The sequence below is a fragment of the Gottfriedia sp. S16(2024) genome, assembly GCF_050473765.1.
Lineage (GTDB): Bacteria > Bacillota > Bacilli > Bacillales > Bacillaceae_G > Gottfriedia.
This window is the reverse complement of sequence record NZ_JBFLUO010000001.1, coordinates 1,546,022-1,560,177: the sequence shown is the minus strand read 5'-3', so window position 1 is coordinate 1,560,177 and position 14,156 is coordinate 1,546,022. Positions and strand designations below refer to the sequence as shown.

Below are 14,156 nucleotides of genomic sequence, written 5' to 3'. Positions count from 1 at the left end.
GCTATGCATAAAAAAATTTATATCATCTACTGCTTCCACATCAAGAGATTTCTACTCAATTTAAATTAAATTTAACCATATTGAAAACTAAGTGATATCCATTTCATCTTTAATCATATCTAGTCATGTCCCCACTAATATTTGTTTTTTCATTTACTATTTAAAGTTTTATACAAAAGTTTATTCGGCTTACGCTTTTTTCGAGGAAGAAGATTATCTAAACGTTCAAAAAATATTAGAATCATATTTCTTCTGCGGTAATAAGTTTAATAATGCGGTGATTAAAACTGCGGTTAATAAGAGCATTTTATTTACCATCATAAAATTAAAAGGGACACTCCACTCTGAAAATTATATATAGTCCTTTATGAGACTTTATAAATTATAAATTGCGTTAACTTAATTCAAAGCCAAATAGAACAGCGATGAAAAGTGCTAAACGAATGTTTGACATAAGTTTAAAAATTTTGGGCAATTACAAAAGAGGGAGTTGATTTTTGGAAGAAAATAAAAATAGGATTACTTATGATTTAAAGTAAGGATAAAAAACCTAAATTTATTCATAATAAATTATAAGGAGAATCATCAAAATATTGTTATTACATACCCAATTACAAAACAAAGGTAATTAAAAGGTAGTAAAATCCTCTTTTGTTCTTATATCAGATGATTTTATTTAGTTATTTTCTTACAATAACGTATGATAGTGCATTTAAGTATGGAGACATCTATATGGGGTTTTGATTTCTTTGGAAAAGTGCTATTCAAAGCGACGTATTTTTCCACTTACTTTATGCTAAAATAATAATAACTAAAAAGTCGACCTGGACAAAAACTTGATCTATTACTAATTAATGTAATGCCGATTAATAAATCATTCTTGCACACACTACAAGTGTAAGGTACCCTTGTGAACTTTTTATGTGGAGTAATAAGCCTGTAACATAAAATTAATTTGATTTTTTTCTGCGAACATTTATAATTGTTATGATGTTATACAACGTAAACGTTATACATTAGGACATGTTGCAATGCACTTGCAAGGATGGGCCTAAATTATAAACTGGGGTGTTTAAATGGCCTTACAGAATACTCAACAAAAGGTTGAAAGCCGATATTCCATTCAACAACTTGAGTCATTAAAAAAGAAAAGTATTTTTTATTCATTTATAAAAAGAACATTGGATATTGTCTTTGCGTCGCTCGCGTTTGTTATTTCTTTACCATTTGTATTGTTCTTTATTGCTTTAATAAAAATTGATTCTCCTGGCCCTGCTCTTTTCATACAAGAACGAGTTGGATTAAATGGGAAGATTTTTAATATTTATAAGTTAAGAACAATGCGTATGGATGCAGAGATAAATGGACCACAATGGGCTAGTACGGATGATCCTCGCATTACAAAACTTGGTCACTTCCTTCGAAAAACTCGTATCGACGAATTACCGCAGTTTGTCAATGTCTTACGTGGAGATATGAGTCTTGTTGGTCCTAGACCTGAAAGAGCGTTTTTTTTAGTCAAATTTAATCACGAAGTACCAGGCTTCACTAATCGCTTAACAGTCAAACCAGGGTTAACTGGTTGGGCACAAGTGAATGGCGGGTATGAATTAACACCGAAAGAGAAGTTAGTCTTGGATTTACATTATATAGAACATCAATCAATCATTTTGGACATTCGAATTATGTTTAAAACAATTAAAGTTGTCTTGACTGGTGAAGGTGCTCGTTAAGTAATATAAGACAAGTTCAGAATTCTCTTAATTAAAAATAAGAATAATTTAACAAAAGGCCTTTTCTCATTTGGGAAAAGGCCTTTTAATTTCTTTAATAATAAGTTGTATTAATCATTAAATAATTGTTAAGGTAAAAAAACACTTTAAATTCCGAAAATTACCCACAATTTCTGAAGTTTATTAACAATTTGTGGATAACATATAATACTTATCCACAAACCACTTGTTTATAAATTAATACAAGCAGCTAAGAAATATTAAGATACGACAAAATTCTTTCAAAATGAAAAATGTTAAACATTTCTTCCTGTCGATAAATACTAATTTTATTAACAAGTTATCCACATATTAAAAACAAATTGCATTCATCCTAAATAGATTATGAAAAAGCAGATGCTCGTCTCTAATTTATCGAGCATTAGAAATGAAACAATTAATTCAAAGTTTGTAACAAATATATTTACTCTTTCCATAAGAACTTGAAAAATCAAAAAAAAACAATGCAATAAGAAAAAACCTTATTGCATCGCTTTTTGCTATTTTATAACTTTAATCGTACGAACACTTTTGTTTCCTGATTTATCAATGACATAAACCTTTAAATACGTGTTTGCTTTCTGTACTTTTATTGACACAGAAAATTTACCACTAGAATTAACGGAGCTTTGACCTATTAATGTACTTCCTCGATAAACCTTCACTGAAGCATTTTTCTCAGCACTTCCTGTTACAGTTTTTGATTTTGAAGTAACATTATTAACAACTGGAAGAGCTGGTGGTGTTTTATCTAATACTTTTAAAGACTTTGTTGCACTTACATTTCCAGCTTTATCCGTAGCAGTTACACTAACTGTCGAACCACTTTTTTGCTTTGAAATTGTAAACTTATAGCTTTTATTTGATGCGGCTGTTGTGCTTTTTTGAAACTTACCATTAATGTATAGTTTAACTGTAGAACCTGCTTCTGCCGTTCCCGTAACAGTAGTTGATTGATCTGAAACTGTACTCATTGTTGGTGTTGTAGGTTTTGTTTTATCAATTGTAAAGGTGATTGTAGTTGTGTTACTTTCCTCATCTTTCACAACTAAAGTGTATTTGCCTTGTTTACTAACTATTTGACCATTTTTAAATCCTGCACCATTTAATAAAGCAGTACCTTCATCAAAGGTAATTTTTACGTCTTTATTATATGAAATATTATTTTTTACCCCAGTTACGATTGGAGCTACAAAATCTTTCTTTTTGGCAATATATGAAGAAGCGATATAACCTGATTTTTTCCCATCAGTTGATTTTACTGGGAACCATACAAAATGATTTAAGCTACTATTTGGTTCAGTGTATTTAAATTCTCCATTAATAACAAATACCTGATTTAAAGGTTGAGCTGTATATGAAGATGAAGTATTCGGTTGAGTTCTTAGCTTTGTGCCAGCCATTGTTACTTTAACGATATCGCCTTTTTTCAATAAATAAGCAGACTCATGTAATCCACTTGTCATTGTATAAACCGGCTTATTAAATTTTATACTTTCGTTTAGTTTTGGATCATAAGTAAAATCATCATATGCAAATGGATATTTAGCAAGTTTTGTACTTCCTAATAAACTTTGGTCTTCAATGATGTTAAATACTTTATCTTGATAAGTTTCCAAGTTCCTTATGATTAAATGGTCATCATTTCTTTTTAACGGACTATTCACAGGCATTGTACCGTTATACGCCATTACAGGAAAATACCAGTTTTCAATAATTTCTCTTCCTGCATCTTTTATTTTTGGTAATGACGATAATTTGTACTTCTGGTCTAAAATATTAACACCAGTTTCAATATTATATACGATGTCACTTTTCAATTTCTCTGTATCAATGTTTGAATCCGTCACTTGCATAATTCCAAATCCATTATCTGTAGAAACAACCGGTTGTCCTTTTTCATCAAATTGTCTCCATGATGATTCTTTCATTGCAATTGATTTTACAACCTCAGGTGGAATATTCTTACTTAATGCTGCATTCGTTAATAAACAGTTAATTTGTTGATTAGATGGATTTACATTTTGTTTAATTGCGCCCATTGGTAAACATTTCATGGACCAATCCGTTGCTGCTGATGCTTTTCCAGCAACTAAGCCAATGGAAAGCGTCGTTAATAAACCTACTTTTAACATTGTTGATTTCAAAATTTTACTCCTCCCCAATCTAGTTAAATAATTTTCTATTTTTCATTGTAACATATAAACATATTTATCTTAAAAATTGTTACTCAATTAAACTAGTAAAAAAGTGACTCACGAGGAGTCACTTTTTTATTTTAATTCTTGTCTAACATAACTTGAAGATACCCATCCAAAGCTTCCGTCCGCTAATTGGATTTTATACCATTTTTTTGTACTATCCATTGTTAAAGTACCATCTGTATTTGTAACAATACTTACATAAGTATTAAGGTTCAACGTACTAATTATATTGCTTACAGCTGTAGTTGCAGATGAGCGCACGTTTAAAGCATCTGTTGTTCTACCTAAGTTTTTAACAGATAAAGTTTGACTATAGGCATTTAACTTGATACTGTTTGTCCAAAAAACATTTCCATCAATTGATAATTTAATCCAATAATCATTTGTTTTTTCAAGAAGAAGGAAGGCGGTACCAGCTGAGATCGATTTCACTTTAGCCGCATCTCCCTTTGCAGTGTATAGATCAATGTTTCCTTTTGCAACTGCTTGGATATTAGCAGGGAATACATCACTACCAACAGGGGTAGATGGACTGCCCGGAATCGTAGTATTCGGTTGAGCTTTATCATAATACGCTTTATCAAACGGTAGAATTTTTTGCATATGTTGCGCAATCAAATTACCCCAGTTTGGATCAGTCGCGTAATAAAAATTCATCCCTTCACTCGCTGCATCTATTCTTACATTACTCATATCTTTAGTACTAAATCCAAGATATGCACCATGATATTTCCAGTTACTTGGATTTAAATAGGTAGACTTAATTGAGCGTGCAATATACTCTATATTTTCTTGTACACTCATAAATTTGTATGATGCTATGTATGGTGTTGCATCATATGAACCAAAGCCAAATAAGTTATTTTTTCCTAATGAAATTTGAGAAGTACCAAATCCACTTTCATGAATGGCATGTGCTGCTAAATAAAGTGCATTTACACCATATTTATTTCCAGCATTAATAAATAATTGTCCTTGATTAGTCAGTATACTCTTAGCTCCGCTTTTCACATTACTAGCAATATAGGTATTAATTTGCGCAGCAGTTACAGGCGAAGGTGTACGCAGATCGATAAACTGGTAGCTATCTCTTGATGTCATTGGGTCACCAGTCTTTACTTGCTTGATATATGATCCAGATACATATCCCGTTTTACCATTGTAACTAACTTTATACCAATTGTTAGAAGCTTTATCAGTCGCAATTAAAACCATATTAACCGGTATTACTGTAAGTAATGATGAAGAAGCATCATACGTTTGACGCATATTTAATTCTGAAGTCGTAATATATGTCGTATCTGTTATATTAGTTATTGTCACGACATCACTTTTTCCGAAATCCACTGCTTTTACATATCCACTTACACCTTTATAAGACACACTATACCAATTACCAATTTTTTTGCTAATCGGGATAACTGTATCTTTTGGAATTTGAATAAGCTGTTTTGATTCATTGCCGAACAATTCATATAAATATGTTGTATTAAGTGCTTTATAATTCGTAGTAGTAAGTGTTGTAAAGCTATTTGCAGCTACATCTTCACTCTTAACATAAAGATTTTGTCCATTGTAATTAATTCGATACCAGAGCTTCCCTACTACATCTGTTGCTTTTTGAGTTGAAGCAAAGCCATTATCTCCACTAACTGTTGTTACTACAGGTTTAGTTGCATCTGGAGTTGCGTATAAGTTCGTGACTGCTTTTGTAAAATAGTATGCAGTACTTGTTGTTTCATATTTTATTTCATTTACTTTTGTAAAGTTGCTAATATGAACATATCCACTTACACCGTTATAAGTCACACTATACCAATTACCAATTTTTTTGCTAATCAGGATAACTGTATCTTTTGGAATTTGAATAAGCTGTTTTGATGCATTACCGAACGAATCATATAAATATGTTGCATTAAGTGCTTTATATTTCGTAGTGGTAAACGTTGTAAAGCTATTTGCAGTTACATCTTCACTCTTAACATAAAGATTTTGTCCTTTGTAATTAATTCGATACCAGAGCTTCCCTACTACATCTGTTGCTTTTTGAGTTGAAGCAAAGCCATTATCTCCACTAACTGTAGTTACTACAGGTTTAGTTGCATCTGGAGTTGCGTATAAGTTCGTGACTGCTTTCGTAAAATAATATGCAGTACTTGTTGTTTCATATTTTATTTCATTTACTTTTGTAAAGTTATTAATATAAACATATCCCGTTTTACCATTAAGCGTGACGATATACCAGTTACCAACACGTTTTGATGATGAAATAACCGTACCAGCCGGAATACTTGATAGCGCTTTAGATGATATACCATATGTTTGATATAAACTTGTATTTTTAATTGCTTTATATTTTGTTTGGGCAAATGTAGCTACAGCACTTTTCGTAACATCTGCGCTATTTACATACAATGTTTTGCCATTGTAACTAACGCGGAACCATGTTTGGCCAATGCTATTTACAATATTTTGAGTACTATAAAACCCATTATTAACAACTACAGAATATACTGCAGCTTTTTTGGTATCAGGCGTTGGATATAGTTTAGTAGTTTTATTTGTAAAATAATATGCAGTCGCTTGAGTAGTATATTTATAATATTCCTTTAAATAAGTACCACTTACCCAACCAGTTTTTGAACTATAAGTCACTTTGTACCATTTACCATTTCTTTGAGTAGCAGTAATTACTTTTCCTTTTGGAATAGTCAAAATGGACTTATAAGTTGTACCTGCCCCCTGTCTTAAATTTAGATTTGCTGTCGTTTGATACTTCGTTTTAATATTTACGATCGCTGCACTCGCTTTTGATGTTTCCAAACCAATATTAGGACAGGAAATGCTGGAGGTGCCTACCAAGATGCCTGTTGATACCAAAAGTACTCTTCCCATTTTTTTCATGTATCTAACTTTCCTTTCCTACCATTTTTACATTTAAACCGTAGAATAAAACAATCCAATTCTATTAAGCTAGTAAAATTAATAAATTATAAATGTTTTTAAAATGAAATTAACAAAAATTAACACTAAAGTTAAGTATAAGTCATAAAATGTCGGAATTTGAATTGTTTTGTTCAATAATTATATCGGTAAAAAAAGGAAATTGTTTTGTTTTATCGAAACGACAACCATTTTGTAATTAAATTGACACAATTCTAAAAAAAAAGTTAAAAAGTCCATAAAGAAGACATTTACTCTTCTCCATGGACTATGGTTTTCCTACAATATTATGTTTAAGCGGGACTAAAATCTCAAAGTACTTTGTTTTTTTCATTACTTTTTGACTATATGTGAAGTCTCCATAACAATATGGATATCTGAAATTTTTCTTATTATTATTACACGTATAAAGCTCAGGATTCGTCTCCACCATCGATAGTGAATACGTTTTAGCAAGTTGATCTGAATGTTTACCACCATGTTTTTTTACAAAATCAATATAGGCAATTCCCATATTGTAACTTTGTATTATGGTTTGTAAATCAACGCCTTGTTTTTTACCATAGGAATACACGTCTTTAAAGTGTGAGACCCCTTGTTGTATGCTTTTTGAAGTATCTTGAATACTATCCTTTGCAAGTCCTAGTGATTCTGAAGCCTGCATTGGATCTTTTCCTTTCCCCTTCGTTTCTTGCATCATTAGACCTAGTAATAAAGGAGTGTATTCTTCTAAATCAGACGCCTTTAATTCAGTATAAACTTGTGTTTCATACTTCAACACGCCTTGGAAATAGTAACGATAGATCGCAAATAACCCAATAATTGACATCAGAAGTGTAGATAAAAGAAGTTTTTTAATAAATTTCCACATTCTATTCTTTTTCATTACCTCCAAACATTTCTCTTTAATACATTATAACGAATATTCCTATTTAAAAAAGCAATGTGCTAAAACTACATATATTTGACATTAAAATGTGAAAAAAGAAATATTTCTTTTAATAAACACTTAATAAGAATGTCGCTCTTTTAACCCCAGCTTAATATTTGCGGGCTCCTCCAACTCTGAATCTACAAAAAAAGAGTCCAATCTTAATTGGGCTCTTTTCAAGTAATTATCAAATTTTCGTAAAGGGAGTTTAGTGATGTTGATTTCCACTACAGGGTGCACGCTTTCCATGGGGCGAGATTCTTTAGCCTCCTCGGCCAGCCTTCCCGCATATCCCATAGGAGTCGAGCACCCCTTCGTTCCAATCAACTCTTTCATCAAAAAAATGATTATACTAAAAAACTACTCTAATAACTTTTACTAGAGTAACACAATAGCTTGTTAATCAGTTTGTATGTCAATTAAGACCAAACATAACTTATTATAATAATCATTTATACTTGTTTTTATAAAAATTTGTTCTTAAAAATTTTTAACTTCTCAAGAGTAAACAATTACTAGAGTTTGTTGTTATTATAAAACCGCTCAAACATATTAACATTTAAAACCATTAATGGATCATCAAAGAATGAATTGTATTATCAATAATGTTCACTTAACTTACGTTTGACCATTTTTATTTCATTACCCTAAAAAGAGTCCAACCTAAGGTGGACTCTTTTACTACACTTTACTTTATCTCTTTTACTTCTACTATTCGATCCATTTTCAATTCATCATTTTCTCTTGAGAAGTGGTAAGTAATTTCAAATGATTTCGCTTTAGTTTTTCCATTTTTTTCAGTTATCTCATACGTCTCATTTGTTGTAATGATCATACCTGAATCATCTTGCTTTGAATTTTTCATAGAAAAGCTTGTGAGTTTTTGTGTTGTATCTTTTTTCTTAATTTTGTCTTGATATTCTTTAGACTGTAAGAATGCTTGGCCATTTTGATTAAACAATCCGTTAATTAATTGCTTTTCTTCCAAATCAGAAGAAGGCTTAGGACTTGGTAAATACTTATCAAAAAATCGTTTAAGTCCTGCAAAGAATCCATCTTTTTGACCAGTATCGTCCTGCTTTTCAACTGGCGTATCAAACATTAAATCCACATATTTTCCTGTAACTGGAATATCATCTGTTTTAAATAACTCACCATCTTTTTCAATTTCAGCGTGAACTACTGTTTTACCATTTAATAAAAACGGACCAAATCGATCTAGGTCACTTACTTTTTCCCCAGTGTCTTTTCCATTTACAAAAAGTTCTGCATCAGGTTCGTTGGAGTAAATTTGAACATAACTAACATTAAAGGTTAATTCCTGTGATAATTTATTTTTTGTAGCAGAAGAAAAATCTATATCAACTGCATCCTTAACATCACTATAAACACCTTTATATGAAACAGCCAAAGTGTACTTTCCAGGTAAAATTTTGTGATATGTTGTTTCGTATTCGTCTGTTTTCAAGTGTGTAATATGATTATTTAATTTTAAGTCAATGTCGTCAATTGGCGAAGAAATCGTTAACTCGAATGGTTGGGCACTTATTAAATAAGTTTGATAAATCCCTAAAAATTTACTACCCTTTTTAATTGAAAGCACATAATTTCCACGACTATCTATTAATTTACTATTAACCACTTTATTATTTTGAATCATATCGTCTAAATTATCTAATACATCATAGCTATTCAAGTAATCCATAAATGCGATTACTGAGTCTTCATCTAGGGATGCCCCCGTACCGCCTTTTTGTAGCATATGTGTGACTTCTTTAAAATTATTATCTGACACAGCTTTATCAAAAATCTTCACTAATCTTTTAGGCGAATTTAAGTAATTTAATGTTAAATGTGTAATTAATATGACGATTATCGGTATTAAAATAAACATCCATTTTCTATTAAAACTAGGTATTCGTTTATTTCTCATTGTTCGTATACCCGCTCTTGACAAGGAATTTTGTTCTCTAAACTGAGTTTCCATTTATTTTTAACTTCCCCTTAAATTTTCATTCTAAATCATGCTTGTTTTTACTATATAAATTGAATCTAAATAAATACTTAAAAAAGTAAACTATAGTCTATCATACTATTTTTTATTTAAAGGGTAAAAAGAAATTTTTTTAATATTTAGTGGAAGTAATTGGTTTCATTTCTCTTAAATATATGTATGACATCCTCTCTATTTACTTGTTAAACTATAAGGACTGAGAGATAGGAGGAGAAAAAGTGAAGCCGTTAGTTAATCGGAAAGAATCGTTTTATTTTATATTACTTTTAATTATTAGTATTCCAATTTATTTATTACTAATTTTAAGTGTTGTTGGTCTTATTATTTTAGGAATATTAATCGTTTTACCACTCTTTGCCCATTTAATTTACACCGCCCACATACGTATAAATGGTGTTAAGATTACTGAAAAACAATTTCCAGAAGTATATTTGAGAACAAGAGAAATTTCAAAGGAAATGGGCTTTTATTTTCTACCAGATTTTTATGTAATCCAATCTGGAGGATTATTAAATGCTTTTGCTACGCGTTTCTTTGGACGGAATATGATTGTTTTATATTCAGATCTATTCGAAGAGATTGAATCAAACCCAAAAGTAGTTGATTTTGTGATTGCACACGAACTTGCACATATTAAACGAAATCATATTCTGAAACAAGCTTTAGTATTACCTGCAAATTGGGTTCCTTTTTTAGGTTCGGCTTATTCACGTGCATGTGAGTATACAAGTGATCGAATGGCTAGTTATTATATAAATGATTTTGAAGCATCGACTCAAGCACTTACGATGTTAGCAGTTGGACGCAAATATTATCAACGAATTGATCAACGTGAATATTTATTAAATAGTAGCAATGAAAAAGGTTTTTTAATTTGGTTAAGTGAACGATTAATGTCGCATCCAACTTTACCAAAACGTATTAACGCTTTGCATCATTTTAATAATGTAGAAAGCGATATTCTATTTAAAACTCCAAAACGCGTATACGGGATTGCTATAACTGTTTTTGCATTGTCGTTCGGAGTTTTAGTCGGTGCAGGCTTATTAGTAGAAAAAGCGATTCCACTAGCACAATCATTCGTTGATGGTTATTTATCTAAGGAAACACCATTAACGCAAGCAGTACTTGATAACGATGTTGAACAAGTTAAAGAGTTAATTGACGAAGGTGCAGACGTAAATGAATTGAATGATGACTACGAGTCTCCACTTCTCGTAACTTCATATACTGATGAAGACCATCTTAACTTAGAGATGTTAAAATTATTACTTGATAACGGAGCTGATCCTTCTATAGGAGATGCAGATGATTGGACACTCTTACATGCCGCTGCTTCTTTGGGAGACAAGCAAGCAATTGACTTACTACTAAAATACGGAGCAAATATTAACCAGCAAGACAGTTCTGGGGAAACACCTATTTTTGATACAACATATGATGTAGATGATGTAAAAACATTCCAATACCTAATTAAAAAAGGTGCAGACTTATCAATAAAGAACGTGGATGGAATGACAGTAAAAGAAGTAGCAAAGGAAAATGGAGCAACGAAAATCATAAAATGGTTAGCTAATCAAGGAAGCGAGATTAACCTTTAAGACATACTCCTGTAGCTATTTTCTTTTCAAACGCATTGTATTATAACAAATGAAAAAAGCAAAGTTCATTAATCACTGAACTTTGCTTTTTTTAATAGCTTATTAAAAGGAACTGTAGTTATTTTTCTTAAGATTTTTTGTATATCCAACTATTCCCTTGATTTAATTAAATTTAAATTATATTGTTCTACATCATTAAGCTGTCCGCCATATGCTGGATTAGGTTTATACCAAGACTTCGAGCTAAAATAAATCGTCAAATCACTAGATTTAAATACTAAACCGTGCCTAGCATAGATTTCATTTCTGGCTAAACGTAAATCATTTGGAGCTAATTTAATTAGATCTGCATTCGTTAGTTTTCTACTATTACTACCTGGTAAAATATAATCTTTTGATTGCTTTTCTACATCGGTAACTTTTGTTTCCTTATTAGTTGTTTCTTTAGCTACTTCCTTAGTTTTTGTTTCAGCTGTCTTTTCACTTTTTGTTTCTTTTTTTACATCCTTATCCGCCACTGACTCTGTAGAAGCATTTTTTGGATGAATATTACCTTCGTTCATTATTTTTGGGTAAACATAAAAAATTGCTGTAGCGCCTATTATTAGTACTCCAGCTATTGCGAGTATTAACGAAAAGTATCGTTTACTACTAAAACCATCATCCTTATTCTTAAGTTTTCTATGTTCTGAACGACTTTCAACTTCATTTTCTCCCTTATTAGCCAAATCCTTTCACTCCCCTAATACAGTAATAAATAGATACACTTATCATATTATCTAATCTATTTGCTTAAAATCCAATTATTTTAATAGAAGTTTAATACGTTATTAACACAATTGAAAAGAGCGTTTTAAAAAAAATTATACAAATAAACAAAAAATCCCTAGCTCCTCAAACGGAGTTAGGGATCATTCACCACTATATTTATTGGATATTGACGCTTATATATTTACCACCTCTAGTTCCAACAATTACTTGTTGGCCAACTACAACTGGAGACGCCTCAATATTCACACCTAGATTAATCTTATTGATAATTTTTCCGCTACCACTAATTAAGTACATGTTACCAACAGAATCACCTTGAATTAAGTAAGCTTTATTGTCTTTTGTATAAACCGCTACTGTAGAAGACCACGCATAGTTTGGTAAATCTAAATGCCATTTTTCTTTCCCAGTAACTGTATCATAACTAATTAATAAGCCACCATTCATCGTTTTATACCTTGAAATATTAAAAATAACCTGTCCTTTTAATGGTCCAGTTCCAACAATTGGTGTCCCCAGTAGTCCACCATTAACTGGATGATTACCTTTTATCGAATAACCTGGTATTTTCTTCTCCCAAATTACTTTACCAGTAACTCCATTTAACTTTTGAATGCGTGCATAGCCTTTAGTTCCTTGTTTATCAATTTCAGAACCTGTGTATAAAAACGGTGTACCATTAGAATTCTCAATGACAATTGACGCATCCGTATCGTCATATGCATTATTTGCCCAAATTGGCCTTTTCTTAATAATATCTAGCGCTTGAATACCGCCACCATTATCGGCGAAATATGCAATGTTTTTGAATACTGCTACTGAATTTTCAATACCTTGGTAAGAATTATTTTTAAGTTTATATCGATATTTTGAAATGACTGGAGAAATTTTTATCTTTTTAGCCTTTGGATCATATTTAGTATCTAGTTTTATAAAATAAACTAGTCCATTTTCCCCGCCAACTAACATAGCATCATCATCTCGGTTAAATAACGCAGATCCATCAAAAGCACCCCAACCACGGAAAGAATAAGAATCTATTCCAGGAATAAATGCTAATTGAGAGCCATCAATTAGACTAAAAATCCTCATGCCTATTTTCCCGGTTTGCGGTATACCTTGTCCAACGTATAAAAGAGGATATCCGCGTGGATCAAGAGCCACACTACCCTTAATTGGATTTTGAATATTAATTGGATTTCTCGTTTTCTTACCTGTTGCCAAGTCTAAAAAGTAAACTCTTCCATCTAAAGACCCATAAACTACTTCTTTAAAGTTTGACTTTGTTTTAAATTGAGAATATAAATTCATAATTTTTTGTTCTTGTGGTTTCCATTCAATTACGCTAGGTTGACCGGTCCATCCTGAGCCCCCGCCCCATCCAGATGAAGAAGAAGTTTGAAAAGACCAGCTCTTAACTAACTTTTGCTTTGAAATAACCGTCGTTCCCATCGAACCATTATTTCGGAAAGGTCCGCCTCGAAAGCTCAGTATTCCATTAACGGTTTGATACTGCTCTGGGAAGGGCTTTGTAAAAACTTTTGTGCTATTACTGAAACTATAAGTTAGGTTTTTACTACTTGGGAGTGGATTCAGTTGAAGTGCTTCCCACCTTTTTTGTTGATTCGTCTCAACCTTTTGAATTGTTGACTGTTCACTGCTCTCTTGATTTATTGCAGCTTTTACTTCATTACTACTTATTAAATTTGTCTCATGTTTAGTGCCTCTGTGTGTCAACGATGGTGAACTAAATATACTTGTTAAAAGTATTGCAGCAGAAAAGATTATACCGATCTTTGTCTTCAATTAAGCTCTCTCCCTCATATCTTAGTAGACTAATAATATGAAACTACTAAGATTATATATAATAGGAAGTAAGCAATTTGTCACATTTTGAAATTATCTAGTTATTTTTACTTA

Annotated in this window: 8 protein-coding genes; 2 read left to right on the top strand and 6 right to left on the bottom strand. The window is 31.5% G+C overall.

What is annotated here, in order from left to right; translation table 11 throughout:
* Positions 1-1,076: 1,076 nt before the first annotated feature.
* Positions 1,077-1,733, top strand: a complete 657-nt coding sequence (locus AB1282_RS07335; protein ID WP_429898795.1) for a sugar transferase — start codon at positions 1,077-1,079, stop codon at positions 1,731-1,733.
* Positions 1,734-2,272: 539 nt separating this feature from the next.
* On the opposite strand, the gene AB1282_RS07330 is transcribed toward AB1282_RS07335, so the two are convergent.
* The 4 genes from AB1282_RS07330 to AB1282_RS07315 form a co-directional block, all read right to left on the bottom strand.
* Positions 2,273-3,919, bottom strand: coding sequence for an Ig-like domain-containing protein (locus AB1282_RS07330; RefSeq protein WP_429898794.1), 1,647 nt, complete (start codon positions 3,917-3,919; stop codon positions 2,273-2,275).
* Between the two features lie 126 nt (positions 3,920-4,045).
* The gene (locus tag AB1282_RS07325) at positions 4,046-6,880 is read right to left on the bottom strand and encodes an SH3 domain-containing protein (protein WP_429898793.1); all 2,835 of its coding nucleotides are present in this window, start codon (positions 6,878-6,880) and stop codon (positions 4,046-4,048) included.
* Between the two features lie 307 nt (positions 6,881-7,187).
* Positions 7,188-7,805 carry a lysozyme family protein gene (locus tag AB1282_RS07320; protein WP_429898792.1) on the bottom strand — a complete coding sequence of 206 codons (618 nt, stop codon included), beginning with the start codon at positions 7,803-7,805 and terminating at the stop codon, positions 7,188-7,190.
* A gap of 733 nt (positions 7,806-8,538) precedes the next feature.
* A complete protein-coding gene (locus tag AB1282_RS07315; RefSeq protein ID WP_429898791.1) occupies positions 8,539-9,837 on the bottom strand; it encodes a TcaA 3rd/4th domain-containing protein in 1,299 nt (432 codons plus the stop codon).
* Between the two features lie 245 nt (positions 9,838-10,082).
* Between AB1282_RS07315 and AB1282_RS07310 the strand changes: the two genes are divergently transcribed.
* On the top strand, positions 10,083-11,465 hold the full coding sequence (locus AB1282_RS07310; RefSeq protein WP_429898790.1) for a M48 family metallopeptidase: 1,383 nt from the start codon (positions 10,083-10,085) through the stop codon (positions 11,463-11,465).
* A 149-nt stretch (positions 11,466-11,614) separates the two neighbouring features.
* Here the strand turns inward: AB1282_RS07310 and AB1282_RS07305 are convergent, their stop codons facing one another.
* Together AB1282_RS07305 and AB1282_RS07300 are read right to left on the bottom strand one after the other, a co-directional pair.
* Entirely contained in the window at positions 11,615-12,193 is a 579-nt protein-coding gene (locus tag AB1282_RS07305) for a YARHG domain-containing protein (protein WP_429898789.1), read from the bottom strand.
* Between the two features lie 199 nt (positions 12,194-12,392).
* A complete protein-coding gene (locus AB1282_RS07300; RefSeq protein ID WP_429898788.1) occupies positions 12,393-14,042 on the bottom strand; it encodes a hypothetical protein in 1,650 nt (549 codons plus the stop codon).
* Between the last annotated feature and the right edge of the window lie 114 nt (positions 14,043-14,156).